General features: G+C 70.0%; 16 protein-coding genes and 1 pseudogene. 7 read left to right on the top strand and 10 right to left on the bottom strand.

Going from position 1 to position 21,229, the window contains the following annotated elements; all coding sequences use genetic code 11:
* Positions 1 to 28 precede the first annotated feature (28 nt).
* A complete protein-coding gene (locus tag EDM04_RS07195) occupies positions 29 to 532 on the bottom strand; it encodes a DUF4112 domain-containing protein (RefSeq protein WP_241154864.1) in 504 nt (167 codons plus the stop codon).
* 252 nt (positions 533 to 784) lie between these two features.
* Here EDM04_RS07195 and EDM04_RS07190 point away from each other — a divergent pair, with 252 nt between their 5' ends.
* Positions 785 to 3,346 carry a cation-translocating P-type ATPase gene (locus EDM04_RS07190; RefSeq protein ID WP_123620577.1) on the top strand — a complete coding sequence of 854 codons (2,562 nt, stop codon included), beginning with the start codon at positions 785 to 787 and terminating at the stop codon, positions 3,344 to 3,346.
* A gap of 96 nt (positions 3,347 to 3,442) precedes the next feature.
* On the opposite strand, the gene EDM04_RS07185 is transcribed toward EDM04_RS07190, so the two are convergent.
* The 5 genes from EDM04_RS07185 to EDM04_RS07165 all read right to left on the bottom strand — a co-directional run bounded on the left by EDM04_RS07185 (position 3,443) and on the right by EDM04_RS07165 (position 9,396).
* Positions 3,443 to 3,925: a hypothetical protein gene (locus EDM04_RS07185; RefSeq protein WP_123620575.1), complete on the bottom strand. Its 483-nt coding sequence runs from the start codon at positions 3,923 to 3,925 to the stop codon at positions 3,443 to 3,445.
* Between the two features lie 794 nt (positions 3,926 to 4,719).
* The gene (locus tag EDM04_RS07180; protein WP_123620573.1) at positions 4,720 to 5,409 is read right to left on the bottom strand and encodes a hypothetical protein; all 690 of its coding nucleotides are present in this window, start codon (positions 5,407 to 5,409) and stop codon (positions 4,720 to 4,722) included.
* A gap of 61 nt (positions 5,410 to 5,470) precedes the next feature.
* Positions 5,471 to 7,195: a cbb3-type cytochrome c oxidase subunit I gene (locus EDM04_RS07175; RefSeq protein WP_123620571.1), complete on the bottom strand. Its 1,725-nt coding sequence runs from the start codon at positions 7,193 to 7,195 to the stop codon at positions 5,471 to 5,473.
* Between the two features lies 1 nt (position 7,196).
* The gene (locus EDM04_RS07170; RefSeq protein ID WP_123620569.1) at positions 7,197 to 7,739 is read right to left on the bottom strand and encodes a cytochrome C oxidase subunit II; all 543 of its coding nucleotides are present in this window, start codon (positions 7,737 to 7,739) and stop codon (positions 7,197 to 7,199) included.
* A 256-nt stretch (positions 7,740 to 7,995) separates the two neighbouring features.
* Positions 7,996 to 9,396 carry a heme o synthase gene (locus EDM04_RS07165; protein WP_123620567.1) on the bottom strand — a complete coding sequence of 467 codons (1,401 nt, stop codon included), beginning with the start codon at positions 9,394 to 9,396 and terminating at the stop codon, positions 7,996 to 7,998.
* A gap of 269 nt (positions 9,397 to 9,665) precedes the next feature.
* Here EDM04_RS07165 and nirK point away from each other — a divergent pair, with 269 nt between their 5' ends.
* Positions 9,666 to 10,736, top strand: coding sequence for a copper-containing nitrite reductase (nirK, locus tag EDM04_RS07160; protein WP_206424439.1), 1,071 nt, complete (start codon positions 9,666 to 9,668; stop codon positions 10,734 to 10,736).
* Positions 10,737 to 10,763: 27 nt separating this feature from the next.
* Positions 10,764 to 10,949 (top strand): annotated as a pseudogene (locus EDM04_RS19125) (DUF2249 domain-containing protein); the annotation flags it as partial.
* 93 nt (positions 10,950 to 11,042) lie between these two features.
* Here the strand turns inward: EDM04_RS19125 and EDM04_RS07150 are convergent.
* Both EDM04_RS07150 and EDM04_RS07145 read right to left on the bottom strand, forming a co-directional pair.
* The gene (locus tag EDM04_RS07150) at positions 11,043 to 11,666 is read right to left on the bottom strand and encodes a hypothetical protein (protein WP_123620563.1); all 624 of its coding nucleotides are present in this window, start codon (positions 11,664 to 11,666) and stop codon (positions 11,043 to 11,045) included.
* Positions 11,667 to 11,853: 187 nt separating this feature from the next.
* Complete coding sequence (locus EDM04_RS07145) at positions 11,854 to 13,212, bottom strand: hypothetical protein (RefSeq protein ID WP_123620561.1); 1,359 nt, start codon at positions 13,210 to 13,212, stop codon at positions 11,854 to 11,856.
* A gap of 187 nt (positions 13,213 to 13,399) precedes the next feature.
* Between EDM04_RS07145 and EDM04_RS07140 the strand changes: the two genes are divergently transcribed.
* Positions 13,400 to 13,882: a metal-dependent transcriptional regulator gene (locus tag EDM04_RS07140; protein ID WP_123620559.1), complete on the top strand. Its 483-nt coding sequence runs from the start codon at positions 13,400 to 13,402 to the stop codon at positions 13,880 to 13,882.
* A gap of 212 nt (positions 13,883 to 14,094) precedes the next feature.
* Here EDM04_RS07140 and pdxS read toward each other — a convergent pair whose 3' ends face one another.
* The gene (gene pdxS / locus EDM04_RS07135) at positions 14,095 to 15,003 is read right to left on the bottom strand and encodes a pyridoxal 5'-phosphate synthase lyase subunit PdxS (RefSeq protein WP_123620557.1); all 909 of its coding nucleotides are present in this window, start codon (positions 15,001 to 15,003) and stop codon (positions 14,095 to 14,097) included.
* Between the two features lie 95 nt (positions 15,004 to 15,098).
* Between pdxS and EDM04_RS07130 the strand changes: the two genes are divergently transcribed.
* A complete protein-coding gene (locus EDM04_RS07130; protein WP_123620554.1) occupies positions 15,099 to 15,788 on the top strand; it encodes a molybdenum cofactor guanylyltransferase in 690 nt (229 codons plus the stop codon).
* A gap of 38 nt (positions 15,789 to 15,826) precedes the next feature.
* Here EDM04_RS07130 and EDM04_RS07125 read toward each other — a convergent pair whose 3' ends face one another.
* Entirely contained in the window at positions 15,827 to 16,384 is a 558-nt protein-coding gene (locus tag EDM04_RS07125; RefSeq protein WP_123620552.1) for a J domain-containing protein, read from the bottom strand.
* Between the two features lie 124 nt (positions 16,385 to 16,508).
* Between EDM04_RS07125 and mutS the strand changes: the two genes are divergently transcribed.
* Both mutS and mutL read left to right on the top strand, forming a co-directional pair.
* Complete coding sequence (gene mutS, locus EDM04_RS07120; RefSeq protein WP_123620550.1) at positions 16,509 to 19,352, top strand: DNA mismatch repair protein MutS; 2,844 nt, start codon at positions 16,509 to 16,511, stop codon at positions 19,350 to 19,352.
* Positions 19,342 to 21,102 (top strand): DNA mismatch repair endonuclease MutL, encoded by a 1,761-nt coding sequence (gene mutL, locus EDM04_RS07115; protein ID WP_123620548.1) that lies wholly within the window; start codon positions 19,342 to 19,344, stop codon positions 21,100 to 21,102. The genes mutS and mutL overlap by 11 nt, the downstream gene beginning before the upstream one ends.
* Positions 21,103 to 21,229 lie beyond the last annotated feature (127 nt).

The raw sequence follows: 21,229 nt of genomic DNA, 5'->3' as shown, positions 1-21,229 counted from the left end.
AGTCGAACAAGGGGCGGACGCGGCCCTTTCAGTCGAACGAGGATTCCACGTGCGATTCGAGCATCGACGCGTTTCGCTTGTTGACCTTCAGGACCGCGTCGATCAGCGTCCCGAGGACCGGGACGGAGCCCAACGCGAAGTCCACGCCGACGAGGAACAGCATCGTCGCGAGCGTTCGGACCGGGGCGCCGGCGCGGAACGCCTCGACGACGATGTACAGCGACGCCGCCGCCGCGACCGAGTCCCCCGCGACCGGCAGGATCCCCACCACCGGGTCGAGTCCGACCCGATAGCCCAGCCCGGGGATCGTGAACGCCTCGTCTAAGAGCCCGCTGACGCGTCGGCTGCGCTCGACCGCGCGCTCGGCGTCGGCGCGCGACATCGATTCGCCGCGGGACGCGAACAGCTCTCGGAGCCGCTCGAGGCCTCCAGTCTCTCCCGTTCGTTCTCGGTCGATGGTTCGATCGGTACCGACGGTCGACTCGGTATCAGGGGTCAGTACCGTCACGTCCGTCTCGTCGCTGTCGTCCATACTCCCGGTTGGAGACGAACACGGAAAGGTACCCGACACGGCTTTAGACGGGCTCTCCGGCGTGTCCTTGCGTGCGCAAGCGTCCCGCGGTCGCGGCTCGATCGCGGACGGATTACTCGGCGGGCGCGATCGCTCCGCCTCCCGGATCGTCCTCGCCTCCGTCACCCGGGCCGTGACCGACCCCGCCCGTCGGGCAACCGGTCGAACATGTTCGCGGATAGCCACTCGTGGGTGGCCGACCGATCACGGGTGATGGGACACTGTCGGCTCTGTGACCTCCCGACTCCGGACTCACCCGTCACGGCGACCGGCGTCGACGGCGAGTTCTGCTGCCGCGGCTGTCTGGAGGTGGCTCGCCGGCTCGACGACCCCGACGACCCCGGGACGGAGCCGGAGGGGACCGGCGAGGCGAGGCTCGGCGGCGATCCGGAGACGGCGAAAAACGACCGAGCGGCGGACGAGACGGGCTTTCCACCGGACGCCGCCGAGGCCTATCTGGCGGTCGACGGGATGCACTGCACCACCTGCGAGGCGTTCCTCGGCGTGCGCGGCGACGACTGCCCGGGAGTCCGCGCCGTGGAGGCGAACTACGGCACCGAGACCGCCCGCGTCGTCTACGATCCGGAAGAGATCGAACGAGCGGAGCTCCCGGAGTCGCTCTCCGGATACGGCTACACGCTCCGGTTCCGAGACGGAGCGGGGACGGACGAGGGATCGGGGGCCGGAGACGAGGACTCGACAGCCGGCGACGATCGCGCGGGAGCGCGCCCGGACGATCGTACGATCGAACGGCTCGTCGTGGGCGGCTTCCTCGCGATGCTGGTGATGCCGTGGTACGTCCTGTCGCTGTACCCGAGCTACCTCGGCGTCGAGACGAACGTCCTCGCGATCGACACGACCACCGCCGCGGGGCGGTACCTGCCGCTGGCGTTCATCGCGCTCCTCACGACCGTCCTGCTGGCGTACACGGGCGCGCCGCTCCTCCGAGGCGCGTACGTGAGCGTGCGGGCGCGCCGGCCGAACATGGACCTGCTCGTCGCTGTCGCCGCGCTGTCCGCGTACGCCTACAGCACCCTCGCGCTCGCGACCGGGAGTACGCACCTGTACTACGACGTCACGGTCGCCGTCGTGATGGTCGTCTCGCTCGGCCGGTTCTACGAGGGGCGAGTCCGGGCGCGAGCGACCGATCTGCTCGAGACCGTCACGGCCGCGCGCGTCGAGTCGGCGACGCGAGTCACCGGAGCGGGATCGGAATCCGTCCCGATCGCGGACCTGGAACCGGGCGACCGAGTCCGGGTCACGCCCGGCGAGCGCGTGCCGATCGACGGCACCGTGATCGAGGGGGCCGCCGACGTCGACGAGTCCGTGATAACGGGGGAGTCGCTCCCGGTGCGGAAGGGACCCGGTGAGACGGTGATCGGCGGCGCAACCCTCCTCGGCGACGCCCGGGAGACCGACGGGGGAGCGGTCGACGGACGGGCGATCGAGGGAGGCGAGTCGGCCGGCGCGATCGCGATTCGGGTCGGCGAGGACGCCGAGAGCACCGCGGACCGGCTCGCCGCCGCGCTCTGGGAGGTCCAGACCGCCACGCCGGGTATCCAGCGGTTCGTCGACGCGCTGGCGACCGCCTTCGTCCCGGTCGTGCTGACGCTCGGGCTGCTCGTCGCCGGCTGGGGGCTCGCGACCGGGGAGCCGGTCGCCGCCGCGATGCTCGCCGGGCTGACCGTGCTCGTCGTCTCCTGTCCGTGCGCGATGGGGCTCGCGACCCCGCTCGCCGTCTCCGGCGGGCTCCGCGACGCGCTCGACCGCGGCGTGGTCGTCACGGACGCCTCGGTGTTCGAGGTCGCTCGGGAAGCGGAGACGGTCGTGTTCGACAAGACCGGGACCCTCACCGCGGGCGAGATGCGCGTCGGCGAGACGCACGGCGACGACCGGACGCTCCGCCGCGCCGCCGCGATCGAGCGCCGCGCCGACCACCCCGTCGCGGACGCGATCCGGGAGGCGGCGGCCGGAGACGAGACGGCGACCGACACCCTCTCCGAGGAGGTGCAGGTGGAGTCGTTCGCCCGCCACCCCGGCGCGGGGATCTCGGGAGAGATCGTCGCCGCCGACCCGGAGGGGTCCGACTCCCGGGCGACCGCGGCGCGCGTCGTCGTCGGGACCGCGGACCTCGTCGAACGCGAGTGCGGCCCGATGCCCGACGACCTGCGGGAGCGCGTCGACGCCGTCGCGGACCGGGGCGCCCTGCCGGTCGCGGTGGGGTGGAACGGCGCGGCCCGCGGGGTGATCGCCGTCGAGGACCGCGAGCGAGAGGGGTGGGACGCGGCGCTCGAGGCGTTCGCCGACCGCGAGGTCGCGGTCCTGACCGGCGACGAGGGCCCCCGAGCCGACCGGTTCCGGGACCACCCCGCGGTGGACGAGGTCTTCGCCGGCGTGCCGCCGGACGGGAAGCTCGAGGCGGTCCGCGGGTTCGCCGCGTCCGGGACCACCGCGATGGTCGGCGACGGGACCAACGACGCGCCGGCGCTCGCGGCGGCCGACCTCGGGATCGCGATGGGCGACGGGACGGCCCGCGCCGTCGAGGCCGCGGACGTGGTGATCGCCGACGAGGACCTTCGCGCGGTCGAGACCGTGTTCGACCTCGCGGCCGGGACGCGGCGGCGCATCCGCGAGAACGTGGCGTGGGCGCTGTGTTACAACGCGGTCGCCATCCCGCTCGCGGTCGCGGGGGCGCTCAACCCCTTCTTCGCCGCGCTGGCGATGGCCGCCAGCAGCGGTATCGTCGTGACGAACTCGACGCGGTCGGTGCTGTGAGGGCGGCCCTGCGAAACGGGGGATCGCGGCTCTGTTGAAATCCTCAACAAGCGACATATTCTGCCCCAGCAGCGGTCAATATAGGGTCTTCAGTAATCAAGCCGACCGTATACGCGTCGCCATCCATCTGATGACGGACCCCGCAACGTAGCCGGTCGTTCCGACGATGACCGCAAGCGCCAGTCCAAAACTAACGCTTGTTTCGAGTCCCCCGAGTAATTCGGCGCGGGCAGACCCGTATGCGAACCCCAGCATTCTCGGCGAGGTGTACCGGCCCACGCCCATCCACTCACCAGTGAGATAACCGACGAGTGGTGGAAAGGCGTACCCCCAGAGGCTGATCAGCCACAGTGAGCCGACAGTTGGGACTAAGCCCGCACCGAGAATCCCCGCGATGACAGCAGTTCCCGGAACGATCACAAGCCAGCCCCAGAACTCGTAGAGGCGAACACCCATCCCGAGGAGGAACGCGACAGACGCGAGACCCAAGAGACCGACAACAGAACCGAGAACAGCCCGACGAGGGAGACGGTCACCGAAGAGAGACCTCCAGACCCGACCACCGTCGATATGTTCCATACCTGTTGTTTTCCTACGGTATTGTTAGTTGTTCGGTCAAGTGTGCGTCTCTCATCGACCGGCCGTTCCAGGTGAAAATCTATCTGGAGAATGGGATTTCAACAGAGCCGAGATCGCTAAACGGCGTCGGTTAAACGACGACGGGAGTGAGTGTTGCAGATCGGTGGCGGAGAGGACGTATTTAAAGCATACTGAGCGACGGCGACGATCGCTTATAAATAACGAGTACGGTGGCGCGTGCCTGCGAGGCCGCTTCGCGGCCGAGCAGCACCGCGCGAGGGAGTCGCTGGCGGCGACAGCCGCCAGCGACAGGGCGAGAGCGAAGCTCTCGCTAGCAACCGGACGTAGTCCGGTGACGAGGCTGGGGAGGCGTGAGGCGCGGTTGCGGTGCTGTGCGGGGTGGGACTCAAAAGGGCAGTCGCTGCGGGCGGCGCAGGCGTTCACGAGAGCGGAGCTCTCGTGAGCCAATCAGAACGCGAAGCGTTCTGATGACGACGCAAGCACCGCAGCGAGCGTGCGCCGCCCACAGCGGCTGGGGCTTTGAACGTGTTCACCACAGCGTCACCGATCACGTATAAACAGCCGACAGCAACACCACTCGATCGCTTATAAACAACCGCTCCCACAACGTACTATACTCACTCCCGTAATCGATCGTCGCTGCCCCTCACAGGAGCGGTGGAAGGCACACAAGTAGCGTGTCGGAGCGCGCGGTCACCCAGTGAGAGCCGCGCGGCCGAATCCGAGCTGATCGCTCCGATCGTATCGGAACGAGAGACTCCCTGATGTCCTCCCTACACCGTCCGGATGAACCGCCGGAGCGTCTCGCCGTCCGAGTCCCGGAGCTCGATCTCGAACTGCTTCCCGGACGGCCCGTCCGAGAGCGACTCGCGGGGCGCCGACACCGCGTACGGCGGCTCGTCGCTGCGGTCGATCTCCTCGTCCCCGGAGAGGAGCACGACGTGATCGACCCCCTCGGCGGTCTCGAGCTCGCAGGTGACCGGGTCGCCGTCCGTCTCACAGACGAGGTCCGCGGTCACGTCGCCGCCGTCGGCGCCGAAGCCGGACGAGAAGTCGAGCAGCATCACGCCCGGCGCGAGGGTGCCGACGACCGCGACGATCACGAGGAACGTCGTGAAGTTGATCTTCGACCCGTTGCGGACGATCCGCCGCACCGTGGGGTTCTCGGCGGTGCGGCGCAGCCGGATCACGGTCGGGACGACCAGCACGTGGGTGAGCGGCCCCCACGCGATCAGGACGAAGCCGTAGGCGATCGCGTACCGGAGCGCGACCGCGTCTATCCAGTAGGCCGCCAAGACGTTCCCGCCCATCCACAGGAAGAGCCCGAGGAAGACGAGCGCGCCGCTCTTGAGCCAGCGCCAGACGGGCGTGTTGGCGTAGTACACGCTCAGGAAGTCGCGCCACGTCTGGCGTGCGATACCGCCGAGTCGCGTCAGGGGATTTGTCCGAGACGTATCGGTCATTCGTGGTGTGTCTCGCGGTCGTTGGGTCGGGTTCTCTGGGAGTGATACGGGCGGTCGGCGCCTACGCGCCGATCGCCCAGAGCTGGGTCAACAGGTACCAGTTCAATATGTAGACGGCGGCGAAGACGCCGAGGAAGATCAGACAGAGCGCGAAGGTCCCGCGGAGCTCGACCGCGTGGATCGGCTCGCCGCCGTCGGCGTGGAGCCCGCCCTCGGGGAGCATCCCCCCGTCGTCGCCGACGGGAAGCCGGTCGCCGAACAGCAGCGACCCGACCGAGACGCCGACGAACAGGACGCCGGAGAGGATCGCCAACAGGGCGAAGATCCCGAAGATCATGAATATCGGGATCGCGGCCGAGAAGCTGAACTCCGATCCGGGGATGTTCCTGACGACCTCGGCGGTCCGGCGCGGCACGCCGTAGAGGATCCCGGCGTACATCAGCATGAGCGTGGCGACGCTCATCGCGGCCCCGTACGCGTACGGGATCGCGGACGCCAGCGTGTCCGAGACGTAGTCCCGGCGGAACATCGTCTTGATGACGAACAAGACGAGTCCGAAGAACGCGAGCGTCGTCCCGAGCGCGACGGTCGCGTGGAAGTGCCCGACCGTCGCGAGGGTGTTGTGCCAGGTCATGTTCACCTGCACCTGTCCCATCACGACGCCGGTGATCCCGCCGAGGAACCCGAAGAGGATGATGCTGAACATCGTCGAGGCGAAGACGGGGTTCCGCCACGGCGCGGAGGTGAGCCAGCCGAAGAGCCCGCCGCCCTGCCCCCGACGGCGGCGGCCGGCCTCGATCCCGGCCGGGATCGCGAACGCGTGGATCATGCTCGCGAAGGCCGCGCCGTAGAAGGCGTAGGAGGTGTTCCAGATGCGCCAGCCCGCGGACATGCCGGGGTCGACGAGCAGGTGGTGGGCCGCCCCGAGGTTGATGAAGAAGAGGTAGAGGATGAAGGCGGTCCGAGAGACCTTCTCGGAGATCACTACGGCGCCGCCCACGACGTGCGTCAGGAAGTACCACACCGTGATCATCGCGAGTAAGTTGATCTGCTGGGTCCCGTGGCCGACGATCCAGTAGAGCTGTCGGTAGATCCCCGGGTCCACGGAGGCAATGAGGTCGATCCGCCACGCGAGCGCGTACGCGAACGCCGCGATCCCGCCGAGGATCGCCTCCACGGCGATGATCCCGGTGATGAACGCGCCGAAGGCGACGAGCGGGAGCGTCCGGCCGCTGTCGCGGGTCTCCGACCAGATCGTCGCGAAGAACGGCAGCGCCGCGATCGTGGTTCCCAAGAGGAAGACGATTGCGGTGCCGTAGAACCACGGCGAGACGGGGAGGGGGACGTACGCCGTCAGGAGCGGCGCCTCGTTGGGCGCCTCTGCCAGCCAGATGGACGCGTTCACGCCGACCGCGCCGGCCAGCATCGTGACGTATCCGACCGTCGCGAGCCGCCGAAGCGGGAGCTTTCGGCCGAGCACCATCGGACCGCCGACGTAGAGGACGGCGATCTCCATGAACACCATCCAGAAGATGAGCAGGTTCCACGCGTGGATGCTCAGGTGCGTGTAGTAGCTGCTCGGGTCGATCAGCCCGACGAACTCCCAGCGGGTCATCGCGACCGAGAACGCGAAGCTGCCCCCGACCGCGAGCGCGATCACCGCGGTCAGCCCGAACAGCTTCACGTAGTTCTCCACCGACCGGTGGACGTCGAGTCCGGTGACCGAGCAGGTCCGGAAGCCGTCCGCGTCGTAGTCGTTCCGGAACAGGGAGGCGATCGCCGACATGCTACCCCTCCACCACCGTGAAGCGGCCGTGCATCGTCCGGTGCCCCTGTCCGCAGAACTCGTTGCAGACGACGTGGTAGGTGCCCGGCTCGTCGAAGGTCATCGGGATCACCCATTCGGAGCCCGGGAACACCTGGAGGTTGATCTGCTTGTTCAGGTTCTCCTCCGGCCGGACCGAGAAGCCGTGTTGCACGTCGTAGGCGCCGAGGTGGATGTCGTACTCGCGGCCCGCCTCGAGGACGACCGGGAGCCCGTCCCAGTTGAACCGCATCGCGCCGACGTACACGTCGTCCTCGGGCGGGACCAAGCCGTCTTCGGTCTCCTCGGCGGCCTCTTTGTACTCGCCGACGCGTTCCTGGTACTCGTCGGGGTCGACGTCGTACGTCGTGCCGATCGGGTTCTGGTCGCCGAACTGCGTGAACCCGGCCATCCACGAGAAGATGCCGAGCGACCACGCGCCCGCGAGCCCGAGCCAGATGCTCTCCCGTCGGTGCACCGGGGTGTTCCACCAGTCGTCGTCGGGGTCGTCGAGTGGGTTGCTCATGCGTCGATCACCTCACGGGAAGCGACAGGAGGTCGAGCAGTCCCCACCCGACGTAGGCCACGAGAAAGAAGGCGATGGCCGCCGCGGCCAACAGCCAGATGCGGTTATAGAGGCGTTGCATCGCAGGGACGTCTCCGCCGTCGGATGTCGTACGGTTGCTCATCGGTCGCTCACACGGCCCGATACACGGATACGCATGGTGAGCGTTCGCCCGCACATGTTCGCGCGCGGTTCGGGCCCGGTGCGCGCGCCGGCGTCACGTCGGTACCAGTGCGAGCGTCTCCACGAGAATCGCGGCGAGGACGGCGCCGAGGTAGGCGTTCGAGGCGTGGAAGCTCCGGTAGGCGGCGGCCCGTTCGTCCTCGTCTCCGGATCCCCGTCCGGCGGCGTCGTACTGGCGGACCACGCTTCGCACGAACAGCGCGCCGAGCGCCGTGGTGGTGACCGCGTAGAGGAGGCCGAGGTCGGAGACGCTCCCCAACAGGACCGCGGCGATCAGGGTGACGCCGAGCCACGCGAGGATCCGCCGGCGCGCGGTCTCGACGCCCGCGACGACCGGCAACATCGGGTAGTCGGCGCGCGCGTAGTCCTCGCGGTGGGCGATCGCGAGGTTGTAGAAGTGCGCCGGGGTCCAACAGCAGACGACGACCGCGAGCAGGACGGCGGGGAGCCCGACCGTCCCGGTCACCGCGGCGTACCCGATCAGCGCCGGGAGGGCGCCCGAACCGCCGCCGATCACGGTGTTCCACCGGGTCGTCGGCTTCAACAGGACCGTGTACACGTACGCGTAGTAGACGACCGCCGCCGCGGTGAGCGCGGCCGCGAGCGCGTTGACGAACGCGAGCATGACCGCCATCGAGGCGACGACGAGCGCGACGGCGAAGCCGGTCGCGCGCCGGACGCCGACCCGATCGGTCGCGATCGGTCGGTCCGCGGTCCGCCGCATCTTGCGGTCGCGGTCGCGCTCGTACACGTGGTTGAACGCCCCCGACGCGCCGGTCGCGAGGACGCCGCCGCCGAGGGTCGCGACGACCGTCACGCCGTCGAGTTCGGTCCCGCCGGCGACGGCCAGTCCCATCCCCGCCAGCGCGAGCAGGCACAGCAGCCACATCAGCCGGGGCTTGGTCAGTTCGAGGTACGCCCGAACCCGGCCGCGAAGCCGGATCGTGTCGCTTCCCGACGCCCGAGGGTCGGCATCCCCGTCCAGCGCAGTCGGCGTCCCGGGGTCGACCGACCGGGTCGGAGCGCCGTCGTCGCGGGTAGACGCGTCGTCGTCTGGGGTCGGCGCGTCCGCGCTCTCTTCAACCCTGATCACGAGCGTCGCGAGGAGGACGGCGAAGACCGCGATCCCGCCCAGCAGGTGAGCGCCGCCGTCGAACGGCAGGACGCCGGTGCGACCCGCGAGCCCGACACCGGCCTGCGCTACATAGGCGATCAGGACCGCGATCGTTCCGACGCGGACGCCGCGCGAGGCCGCCGTTCGGTGGGCGAGAAGGGCGGCGGCGGCGAGCAGGACGCCGACGGCCACCGCGGAGGCGTAATGGAACGCAGCGAGCGCCGCGCCCGCGTCAGCGGCGGCGGTCGCTCCGAGCGCGACGAGCAGATACGTCCCCACGACTGACCAGGTCAGGAGCGTCGCGAGCCGTGGTCGGTCCATACGTCGGCCTCGCGTTCCGTCCCCGCGTTTCTTCTCCCGAACACGTTCGACGGGCCGGACCGACCCCGCTCACCGCTACGAAAACGAAACCGACGGGACCCGATCTGTCCCAGTCGTATCCGGTTACAGGAGATATTTAATATCCCACATATGGGGGTAGAGAGCCGATCTCGTCTCGGTGTTAGGGAACAGTATATACGCTATATGTCACGAGGTCGCCTCCGTTGAGACAGAGAAGAATCATGTCACAAGACCTCAGCAGGCGGAAGATGGTTGCAGCGCTCGGGAGCGGGGCGGTCGGCGCGGTGGCCGGCTGTATCGGTGCGCCGGTGAACGCGGAGACGCCGCCGCCGGAGGACGCGAGCGAGGACGTCGCCCCCGAACTGGACCCCGCACGCGACGTCGACGTCGGCCGGATCGCGGCCGACCCGACCGACGTGCCGGCTCCCGTCGACTGGGACGAGCCGCGCGAGCACGACGTCACCCTTCGGACGAAGGAGCTCGTCGCGGAGGTCGAGCCGGGCGTGACGTTCAAGTACATGACTTTCGAGGGGCAGGTCCCGGGGCCGACGATCCGCGTCCGGCGGGGCGACACCGTGAACCTCCGGTTCGAAGTTCCGCCCGACGACAACGACGACATCCACAACGTGGACTTCCACGCCGTGTACGGGCCCGGCGGCGGGGCCGTCGACACGACGCTCGTGCCCGGCGACGACGCGGCGGAACTCAGCTTCCGCGCCGAGTTCCCCGGCCTGTTCACCTACCACTGCGCGGTGCCGGCGATGGACCACCACGTCAGCGCCGGGATGTTCGGCGCGATCCTCGTCGAGCCCGAGGCGGGACTGCCCGCGGTGGACCGCGAGCTCTACCTCGGTCAACACGAGCTCTACACCGAGGGCGAACTGGGCGAGAAGGGCCACCACGCGTTCGACCACGGGGCGATGCTCGCGGAGGACCCGACGTACGTCGTCTTCAACGGCGAGCACCACGGCTTCACGACGGACCGCCTCGGCGCGATCGACGCCGCGGTCGACGAGACCGTCCGCGTGTTCTTCGTGAACGGCGGCCCGAACCTCAGCAGCTCGTGGCACCCGATCGGGAACGTCTGGTCGCGGCTGTACCGCGACGGCGACCTCGTCTCCCCGCCCGGCCGATACGTCGAGACGACGCCGGTCGCGCCCGGGACGGCGACGGTCGGCGAGATGGACCTCGCGGTTCCGGGCCCGATCAAAATCGTCGACCACGCGCTCTCGCGGGCCGGCCGTCGCGGCGCGCTCGCGGTCGTCGACGTCGACGGCGAACCCAATCCGGACGTGTACGACCCCGGCACGGACGAGTAGGGACCGATAGTTCGCCGTGTCGTATTTTTCACCCTCGTGAACGACCACGACCCGAAGCCGCTGTACCACCAGTTCGAGACTGAAGCCGGCCCGGAGTTCTACTGAGAATACCGCAAGCGTGATCCCGGCGAGTTCAGGGTGCTGATCGGAAAGGCCGAAGCACACGATGGTGGTGATTCGACCGTCTCGAAGGATCCGAACGCCCCGTTCTGACGAGGCGATTTCGAAGACGGACGGATCCGGAGCGAGACCGCGGATCACGGTGCCGACCACGCAGTGACCGCTGTCCCGGCCGACCGGCTCCCTTCAGAACGGTGCGTCCGGCGATCCCCGGCTCGGCCCCTCGTTCTCCATCGAGCGTTCCATCGGGTTCGACCCGATTTCGGTGCCGCCTTCCGGGTCGGCGGTCACGTCTCCCGTCTCGAGATACGTCCGCTCGAGGTCGGCGAGCTGCTCGTTGATCGCCCCGCTCTGATGGTGCATCGGTGCCGCGCGGACGCGGATGAGGTCATACTCGTGCCGTTCAGAGAGCCCATTCCACGCGCGGAACGATCCTATCGTGAGCGTGTGGGTCTGCGGACAGAACGGGGTCGTCGGCGTGAACTCCGCGCGGAGTACGCGGTCGATATCGTCCGATTCGACGGCGTCGTCGGCGTCGTCGCGTTCGTCGGCGTACCGGTAGCCGGCGCTCGTGTGACGCGTGTCGAGGTTCAGCCGGGCGAGGTTGTAGTTGAACGTCATATCGTACACTTTTCGCTCCTCGAAGCAGTCGCGAGTGAGTCGGTGAAACGCGACGTGATCCGCTCCGGTGAGCAGGCGGTGAGAGTCGAGGAACTCGCCCGGTCGCGGGAGGTGATCCGAAGCGAACTCGTCGTAGCCGTCGAACAGATCGCTGTCGTCGGATCCGAACGGAGACGGAAAGCTGGGCATACCCGTTCGTTCGCGATCGTGGAGGGTACTCCTGCTCCCGCACATGTTCGGATGGTGGCCTCGTCGTCGGGGGCGATCGGCGCTCGCCGCCGTGAAGCGTTGTGTCCACATCCGGAGTCCAGCTGATCCCGCGTTCGTGAGTGTTCTCAGAAGTCCTAGACGATTATCGGGCTTTCTGCTGGCAGATCTAGTCGTCGGCCGCCTCGTCAAGATCGCGCACTCGGCGCGGCGAGAACGAACCCAACACGATTCGATCGATCGCGTGTGGGCTGTGACGGACTAACACGAGTAACATGTTGGACACGAACGCCACGACGCCGCCGCCCACTAGCAGTCCGCCGAGGAGCGCCGGTGTTCCGGCGACCTCCAGTAGCTCTGCGCCTACGATCAGTGCGCTTCCGGCCCCGAGGAGCATCCCGTCGATCGCGGCGATCCGGTCGTCGTAGAGGTCGTCGATCATCGGGACGTCCTCTAACCCTAACAGATCGCTGTACCGGTTGACCCAGATGACGAAGGGAATGATGTGATACAGCGTTCCCACGACGACGAACCCGATCGCTCCCAACAGGAGCAGATGGCCGGCGTTCGCCGCGCCGAGCAGGTGATCGCGCGTCAACGGGTCAGATATCCACGCGGGTACTGTGACGGCGATCCACAGCACGAGCGCCCCCACTGCCACCATGTACCGCGTGTGCATCGGGGTCCGTTCGACCTGCATCTCGTACAGTTTGCGTACCAGGATGAGACAGAACGCCGACGCGGCGAACAGGATCAACAGACCGCCGACCCGCGCGGCGGGGGCGTGAGCCACGAGCCGACCGACCGCGAGTACGACGACGCCGGTGGGGTGCGCGATCTCTTCGACGGAGCGGAGCTGGTGGTCGATCCCGTGGAGCTCCGTCTGTGTGAACATCGTTCCGAGCTGGTACACCGCGCCGTACACCGTCGTGAGCACGGCACCGAACACCGCGAGGGTCGCGTGGGCGCCCACCACCCCGGACCGGCTGACGCCGATCCGCGAGAACGTCGGAACCGTGAAATCGATCGCGAGGAGGACGCCCAGAACGGTCAACAGGAGGAACAAGCCGAGCGCCCCGAGGAAGTGCCGCTCGGTGACGTCGTACTCCTCGACGGTGCCGAGCGTTCGGACGATGTTGTACGCGAAGGCCCAGAAGCCGACGAGCATGAGCGCTGCGAACGGGATCAACCACCTCATCTCGACCAGGAGAAACGCGACGACGAATCCCGAGAGACCGGCGACGACCAGCCCCAACTGCAGATTCGCGAGTCGCCGCGAGTAGAGGGTCGCGCCCGACCAGACGGGCACGAACTGCGTCATCGCCCCCATGATCGTGATACATATCCACCCGGCTAACAGGAGATGGACGTGAGCGAGCCGGCCCAGTCCCGGAACGGCGTTCAGGTGTAAGCCGACCCCGACTCCGATACCCGCGACGAGAAAGACGAGGCCGACGACGAAGTGTCGTAACGGGACCGTCATCGGGGGCTGTTGGTCCGTCTCGATGGTACCCGGGATCGCGCCCATGGATGCGGGTACGGTCTCCGCACACCTGACGGTACCACCGAAGATGTTCCCCTTCCGTCGGTCGCGGGTTCTACTGGTACGCGAGCGGAACGGTACGTCGACGAGCGTGGGCGAGATCTGAAATCGACGACATGCGGGAACATGTTCGGAGGTATCCTCATGTCCTGAGCGTGTCGAACAGACGATAATGGCTATCGACCACGCACAGATGGACGTCTGCGGCTGCGCGCGACCCACCGCCTGCGTCGATCGGAACGGCGGGCTGTATCTTGTCACCGTCAGGCGGCTCGGTACCGACCGCGACGACCGGGTTCGGACCGGGGAGGTGAGCGACCGCCTCGGTGTCGCGCCGTCGAGCGTGACGGAGATGTTCGAGCGACTCGCCGCCGCTGGGCTCCTCCGACACGAGAAGCGAGCCGGAGTCGAGCTCACCGATCACGGGAGGGAGGTCGCGTTGGAGCTCGAGGCGCGCCAGTGTGCAGTCCGAACGTTCTTTGGTCGTCGAACGGGGTTCGATATGCCGCTCGAAGTGGGGTACCGAATCGGATACGTGCTCCCGGACGAGGCGATCGAACGCCTGCGAGTGCTCGTAGACGGAACGTCGAACACGTGTGCTGCGACCCCATCAACTGGATTCGAACAGTGCCCGTTCGCAGGAACGGAGTGCTGAAAGCTACCGACGGGTACGTCCCCGAATACGTTCGGAGGGATACGCACCTCCTGATCGACGCGTGAACAGATACGGCCACTGAGCGAAACGAGACCGATCGACGCCTGGAGGTCCGAGAGGTCGACGGCGAACCGAATCCGGACGTGTACGACCCGGGGACCGAGGGGTCGGCCTGAGCGGGCCAACTCTCAGAGCTCTTTATAAACAGTCGCTCAAACGCCGCGTCCCTGCAGCTTCTCCTCGTCGGTCATGTCCTCGTTGGACTGACCCTTCATCCCCTTGCCGATGCCGGAGGCGATGTCGGCGAGCTCGTCGGGATCGTCCCAGTTGTTGACGGCCTCGACGATCGCCGTACCCATCGACTCGGGGTCCTCCGCGCCGAAGATGCCCGAGCCGACGAAGATGCCGTCGCAGCCGTGGTGCATCATCAGCGCGGCGTCGGCGGGCGTCGCGATGCCGCCGGCCGCGAAGTTGACGACCGGGAGCCGGCCGGCCTCGGCCGTCTCGTGGACCAGATCGCGGGGGGCGCCGTGCTCGCGCGCCCACTTCTCGCGCTCCTCGTAGTTGAGCCCGGTGAGCGTCCGGATCTGGTTCTTGATGGTGCGCTGGTGTTGGACGGCCTGGTTCACGTCGCCGGTGCCGGCCTCGCCCTTCGTCCGGATCATCGCCGCGCCCTCGCGGATCCGCCGGAGCGCCTCGGGGAGGTTCCGGGCGCCGCAGACGAACGGCGACGCGAAGTCGCGCTTGTCGGTGTGGTACTCGTCGTCGGCGGGCGTGAGCACCTCCGACTCGTCGATCATGTCGACGCCGAGCGACTCCAAGATCTCCGCCTCCTTGCGGTGGCCGATCCGCGATTTCCCCATCACCGGGATCGACACCTCGTCGATGATCTCGGTGACGTTCTGCGGGTCGGGCATCCGCGCGACGCCGCCGCGCTTGCGGATGTCGGCCGGGACCGCCTCCAGCGCCATCACCGCGACCGCGCCGGCGTCCTCCGCGATCCGCGCCTGCTCGCGGGTGACGACGTCCATGATCACACCGCCCTTCTGCATCCGCGCGAAGCCGCGCTTCACCAGGTCGGTCCCCCGCTTCAGCTCCTCGAGATCCGTGGCCTCTGCCATGTTCGATCCCTGGACCGCCGGCCACTTAACGGGTCGCTTTGCCGGGAGTTGGGGGGACCGCAACCGCGAAGTCCCCCGGCGTCCAACCGCGCCCCGTGACCACCGGAGCCATCCTCGCCGGGGGGCGCTCGACGCGCTTCGGCGACCGCGACAAGGCCGTCGCCCCCCTCGCGGGCGTGCCGATGGTCCGCCGCGTCGCGGACCGACTCGCGGGCGACGACGACCCCGTCCCGCCGGGTGCCGACCGCGCCGCCGGCGGCGACCCGATCGTCGACGAGATCGTGGTCAACTGTCGGCCCGATCAGCGGGAGGCGTTCGCGGACGCGCTCGACGGTCTCCCGCTCCCCCTCCGCTGGGCGGTCGACGACCAGCCCGATCTCGGGCCGGTCGCGGGGATCCGGAACGCCTGCCGAGTCGCCGACGACGAGTACGTCGCCGTCGTCGCCTGCGACACCCCGTTCGTCGACCCGGGGTTCCTCAGGTCGCTCCGCGAGGACGCCGCGGGACGCGAGGGGGCGATCCCGCGGCTCGACGACCGCTGGCTCCAGACGACGCAGGCGGTGTACCACGCCGAGGCGATGGCGGCCGCCTGCGACCGCGCCCTCGCCCGCGGCGACCGGAAGGTGCTGGCGCCGATCGACGACCTCGACCGCGTCGTCGTCGACGACGCCGAGATTCGCGATCGAACCACCGAACGGACGTTCACCAACGTCAACACGCGGTCGGAGCTCGCGGAGGCGGAGACCGCGATCGCGGATGCGCTCGGCGACGCCGACGCTCGGTGATCGGCGGGCGGAGCGGAGAATCGCGAGCGGAACCGCAGTCAGTCCGTCAACAGCTCGTACGCCTCGTTCAGCTCCTTGAACGCCGCCTCGTCGCCCTCCTCGCCGTCCGGGTGGATCCGCTTCGCCCGCCCCCGGTAGGCGGACCGGATCGCCTCGCTGTCGGCGGTCCGGTCGAGCCCGAGCGCCGCGTAGGCCTCGCGCTCGGACATCCCGCTCGTCGGCGGAGCGCGGTCGCGGGGGTCTCCGGCCTCGGGGCCTCCCGGTCCGGACGCGGCTCGGCGCCCACGACCGCGGCCCCCTCTAGCGGCCCCGCGACCGAACCCGCCGTCCGTCGCCCCGGCGGACCGGCGGTGTTCGGCGGCTCGGGCGCGCTGACGCGCTCGTGCGTGCTCTCCGGGACCCACCTGCGTGGCCTCGCGCCGGACGCGGTCGCGGAGCCGGCCGCTGGCGTGGTACCAGAGGAAGTACGAGACGACGCCGAACGGGACGGCGACCGCCAGCAGGACGGGGGAGACGACGACTCCGGCGACGAGCAGGAAGGCCGTCAGTCCGATGAACGTCGCTGCCATGCCGACGACGATCGCGCGGTTCGTCACGGGTTCTCTCGGGGTTCCAGCGTTGTAAGCGCTCGGGCGCCGCGGATCGACCGGACCGGTCGACCGGTCGGTCCCACCGCCCGGCTCCGCACCGTTTATGACCGCGGGCGCCCGGATCCGTGGTATGCCGACTGCGGACCGCGAGACGGTGACCGGGCTCCCGCCGGGGATCGCCGACGCCCGCGAGGAGCTGACGCCGATGCTCTCGCAGTACGCCGACCTGTGTGCCGCCCACGAGGACGCCCTCGTGCTGTTCCAGGTCGGCGACTTCTACGAGGCGTTCTGCGAGGCCGCCGAGGCCGTCGCCCGCGTCTGCGAGGTGGCGCTGACGGAGCGCTCCGACTCCACCGGCGACTACCCGATGGCGGGGATCCCCATCGACAACGCCGCGCCGTACCTCGAATCGCTGCTCGACGCGGGCTACCGCGTCGCCGTCGGCGACCAAGTCGAGGACGCCGAGCAGGCGTCCGGGCTCGTCGACCGCGCCGTCACCGAGGTGATCACCCCCGGGACCGTCGTCGAGGACGAGCTGCTGGAGGCCGGGACGACGAACTACGTGGCGGCGACCGCGAGAGAGGGAGAGACCGTCGGCCTCGCCGCCGTCGACGTCTCCACCGGCGAGTGCCTCGTCACGTCGGGCGACCGCGACGCGGTCGCGGAGGAGCTCGACCGGATCGCGCCCGCGGAGCTGATCGCGGGACCGGACGCCCCCGCCTTCGAGCTGGCGGACGCCGAGCGCGGCTGGACGACCCACGCGTACGACCCTGGTGCCTTCGAGCGCCGGGCCGCGACCGACCGGCTGGAGCCGTACCTCCCCGCCCCCGACCGCCGGTTCGACGGCGACGCCGAACTGCGGGCGGCGGGGGCGGTGCTCGCGTACGCCGAGTACACGCAGGGCGACGACGGCCCGCTCTCGTACGTCACCCGGATCCGGCGGTACGACCCCCGCGACCGGCTCCGGCTCGACGCGGCCGCCCAGCGCAGCCTCGAACTGTTCGAGAACCGCGGGCTGGGCGCGAGCGACACCCTGTTCGGCGCGCTCGACGAGACGAGCTGCGCGCTCGGCCGACGGTGTTTAGAGCGCTGGCTCCGGCGCCCCCTCGTCGACGCCGACGCGATCCGGAGCCGCCACGACGCGGTCGGCGAGCTGGTCGACCGCACCCTCGTCCGCGAGGAGCTGTCCGACGCGCTCGGGGCCGCCTACGACCTCGAACGCCTCGTCGGCCGGATCTCTCGGGGGCGCGCCGACGCCCGCGACCTGCGCTCGCTGCACGCGACGCTCGCGGTCGTGCCGAAGCTGAAAGCGACGCTGGCGGGGGCGGACGGGGAGGCGGGAGCGGGAGACGGCGCGGACGGAGAGGATGTCGGCGACACCGACGCCGCCCGCCCCCGCACCGACCACCTTCGCGACCTCCGCGACAGCCTCGACGAGCTGACCGAGGTCCGCGAGCTGATCGACGACGCGATCGCCGCGAACCCCCCGCCGGAGATCACCGACGGCGGCGTGATCGCCTCGGGATTCGACGACGATCTCGACGACCTCCGCACGACCGAGCGCGAGGGCCGGGAGTGGGTCGCCGACCTGGAGGCGAGCGAGCGCGAGCGCACCGGGATCGACTCGCTGTCGGTCGGCCACAATCAGGTCCACGGCTACTACATCGAGGTGACCGACGCCAACCTCGACCGCGTCCCAGACGACTACCGCCGCCGACAGACGCTGAAGAACAGCGAGCGCTACTACACGCCGGAGCTGAAGGAGCGCGAGGAGGAGATCGTCGGCGCCGCGGAGCGCGCGGACGCCCTGGAGTACGAGCTGTTCGTCGACGTGCGCGAGCGCGTCGCGAGCGAGACGGAGCGGATCCAGGGGCTCGCGGACGCGATCGCGGCGCTCGACGCGCTCCGCTCGCTGGCGACCGTCGCCGTCGAGCGGGACTACGTCCGCCCGGAGGTCGTCGACGACCCCGACGCCGGCGTCGAGGTCGAGGGGGGACGCCACCCGGTCGTCGAGCGCGCCGAGGAGTCGTTCGTCCCGAACGACGCCGACCTCCCGCGCGGGTCGATCGCGGTGATCACGGGCCCGAACATGAGCGGGAAGTCGACGTACATGCGGTCGGTCGCGCTCGCGGTCGTGCTCGCGCAGACCGGCTCGTTCGTCCCCGCGCAGGCGGCCACGCTCCCCGTCTTCGACCGGCTGTTCACCCGCGTCGGCGCCTCCGACGACATCGCGGGCGGCCAGTCGACGTTCATGCGCGAGATGAGCGAGCTGACCGAGATCCTCCACGACGCCGGCCCGGACTCGCTCGTCCTCTTAGACGAGGTGGGCCGCGGCACCGCCACGACCGACGGGCGCGCCATCGCCCGCGCCGCCGCCGAGTTCGTCCACGACGAGCTCGGCGCGACCGCCCTCTTCGCCACGCACTACCACGACCTGACCGACCTCGCCGACGAGCGCGAGCGCGCCTTCAACCTCCACTTCACGGCGACCCGCGAGGACGGCGACGTGACGTTCCTCCACCGGGTCGTTCCCGGCGCCTCCTCCTCGTCGTACGGCGTCGAGGTCGCCGAGCTCGCCGGTGTCCCGGCCCCGGTCGTGGACCGGTCCCGCGACCTCGTGGCCGCGGAGACGGGCGGCGCGGAGGGGGTCAACGCCGAGGGGGTCGACGCGGAGACGGACGCGTCCGATCCCGCGGTCGGCAGCGACGAGGGCGACGACCCCGACGCGTCACTACGGGAGTTCCTCGCGGAGGAGGAGACGGAACGGGAGGCAGATCCGAAGGGGACAGAGGACGCGAGCGCCGCGACCGACGGCGACTCCGCGGCCGACGGCGACCCCCGGACCGACCGGTCGGCCGGCGCCCAGACCGAACTGACCGCTGCCCTCCGCGACCTCGACCTCGCCCGAATGACGCCGATCGAGGCGCTGAACGCCCTCCACGACCTCCAGTCGCGGGTCGACAATGACGGGTGAGGAACGGCCTGCCGGGGGAACCAACTCCGAGGATCCGGACCGCGTCCGCCGGCTCGACCCCGCCACCGTCGGCCGGATCGCCGCCGGCGAGGTGGTGACCCGGCCCGCCCGCGTCGTCGGCGAACTGATCGACAACGCGCTCGACGCCGGCGCCTCGCGGGTCGAGATCGCGGTCGAGGGCGACGGCACCGACCGGATCCGGGTGGCAGACGACGGGCGGGGGATGAGCCGCGAGGACGCCCGGCTCGCGGTCGAGCGCCACGCGACGAGCAAGCTCGCGCCCGACGGCGACCCCGTGGGCGCGGGCTCGCTCGGCTTCCGCGGCGAGGCGCTGGCGGCGATCGCCGAGGCCGCGCGGCTCGAACTCGTCACCGGCGACGGCGACGCGGTCGGGACGCGGGTGGTCGTCGACGGCGCGGCGTCGGGCGGCGGGTCGGCACTCGACCGCGGTTCCGAGGGCCCGACCGTCACCGACGCCGGGCGCGCCCGCGGCACCACCGTCGTCGTCGAGGACCTGTTCGCGACCCGCCCCGCGCGCCGGGAGTCGCTCGCCGGGTCGGCGGCCGAGTTCGCGCGGGTCTCCTCGTTGGTCGCGGACTACGCGCTGGCGAACCCCGGCGTCGCGTTCACGCTGGAGCACGACGGGTCGCGGACGCTGTCGACGCCGGGATCCGGGATCACGGAGGCGCTGCTCGGCGTGTACGACCGAGAGACCGCGAGCCGGTCGACGGAGGTCGCGGCGAGCGCCGAGATCGAGGGGGCGGGGGACGGAGACGAATCCGCGTCGATCGACGTCGCCGGCGCCCTCGCGTACCCCTCGGTGACGCGCTCCTCGCGCGACCACGTCCGGGTCTCGGTGAACGGGCGCCCGGTCCGGAACGACCGGCTCGCCGCCGCGGTCCGCGCGGGATACGGCCGCCTGATCCCGGACGGTCGCGAGCCGGTGGCGGTCGTGGACGCGTCGCTGCCGCCGGTCCGCGTGGACCCGAACGTCCACCCGGCGAAGCGGGAGGTCGGGCTCCGCGACGCCGACGCGGTCGCGGACGCGGTCGAGTCGGTCGTCGCCGACGCGCTCACTGGCGCCGACCTCCGGCGGAAGGCCGAGGTCGACACCGGGCTCGAAGGCGCGCTGGAGCCGGTCGGCGGCGACGAGGGCGAGCGCCCGGCGGCGTTCGCGGACGCGGAGCCGATCGGGACCTTCCGGGACCTCTACCTCCTCGCGGAGGCCGGCGACGAGCTGCTCGTGATCGACGGCCACGCCGCCCACGAGCGCGTGAACTACGAGCGGCTCGCCCGGGCGTTCGACGGCGAGGCGGTGCCGACCGCCCCGCTCGACCCGCCGGCGACCGCGTCGCTGTCGGCCGACGAGGCGGCGGCCGCGGAGGCGCACGCCGACGCCCTCGCCGCGCTCGGGTTCGAGACGGAGCCGTTCGGCGGCGGGACCGTCAGGCTCCGGGCCGTCCCGGCGCCGTTCGGGCGGGCGGCCGACGCGGACGCGTTCCGCGACGCGCTCGCGACGCTCGCGGACGGGGAGTCGCCGCGGAATGCCCGCGAGACGCTGCTCGCCGACCTGGCGTGTCACCCGTCGTTGAAGCGCGGAGCGATCGGGGAGTTGACGCGTGAAGAGCTCCGGTCGCTGCTCGACCGACTCGGCGAGTGCGACCGCCCGTACGCGTGTCCGCACGGGCGGCCGACCGTCCTCTCGGTGGACGAGCCGACGTTCGCCGCGGGGTTCGGACGAGATCGGTGAATGCGATACGGGACGGATCGGCGGGACGGAACCTCTCGATGATACACCGATAGAGGCCGAGTAGCGGCCTTCTAACGCGGCGTTCAGCCGGCACATAACGATGACGCTCTGGAGAGTCGCATTCGTT

Origin of the sequence: Halorubrum sp. CSM-61, assembly GCF_003781945.1 — an archaeon.
Lineage (GTDB): Archaea > Halobacteriota > Halobacteria > Halobacteriales > Haloferacaceae > Halorubrum.
This window is presented reverse-complemented; position numbering and strand designations above follow the sequence as displayed.

Coding starts and splice junctions, on each gene's coding strand:
- EDM04_RS07165 (WP_123620567.1), bottom strand. CDS start 9,396: ATGGACCGACCACGGCTCGCGACGCTCCTGACCTGGTCAGTCGTGGGG.
- EDM04_RS07140 (WP_123620559.1), top strand. CDS start 13,400: ATGGCTATCGACCACGCACAGATGGACGTCTGCGGCTGCGCGCGACCC.
- mutL (WP_123620548.1), top strand. CDS start 19,342: ATGACGGGTGAGGAACGGCCTGCCGGGGGAACCAACTCCGAGGATCCG.
- EDM04_RS07150 (WP_123620563.1), bottom strand. CDS start 11,666: ATGCCCAGCTTTCCGTCTCCGTTCGGATCCGACGACAGCGATCTGTTC.
- EDM04_RS07195 (WP_241154864.1), bottom strand. CDS start 532: ATGGACGACAGCGACGAGACGGACGTGACGGTACTGACCCCTGATACC.
- mutS (WP_123620550.1), top strand. CDS start 16,509: ATGCCGACTGCGGACCGCGAGACGGTGACCGGGCTCCCGCCGGGGATC.
- nirK (WP_206424439.1), top strand. CDS start 9,666: ATGGTTGCAGCGCTCGGGAGCGGGGCGGTCGGCGCGGTGGCCGGCTGT.
- EDM04_RS07175 (WP_123620571.1), bottom strand. CDS start 7,195: ATGTCGGCGATCGCCTCCCTGTTCCGGAACGACTACGACGCGGACGGC.
- pdxS (WP_123620557.1), bottom strand. CDS start 15,003: ATGGCAGAGGCCACGGATCTCGAGGAGCTGAAGCGGGGGACCGACCTG.
- EDM04_RS07170 (WP_123620569.1), bottom strand. CDS start 7,739: ATGAGCAACCCACTCGACGACCCCGACGACGACTGGTGGAACACCCCG.
- EDM04_RS07145 (WP_123620561.1), bottom strand. CDS start 13,212: ATGGGCGCGATCCCGGGTACCATCGAGACGGACCAACAGCCCCCGATG.
- EDM04_RS07185 (WP_123620575.1), bottom strand. CDS start 3,925: ATGGAACATATCGACGGTGGTCGGGTCTGGAGGTCTCTCTTCGGTGAC.
- EDM04_RS07190 (WP_123620577.1), top strand. CDS start 785: ATGGGACACTGTCGGCTCTGTGACCTCCCGACTCCGGACTCACCCGTC.
- EDM04_RS07180 (WP_123620573.1), bottom strand. CDS start 5,409: ATGACCGATACGTCTCGGACAAATCCCCTGACGCGACTCGGCGGTATC.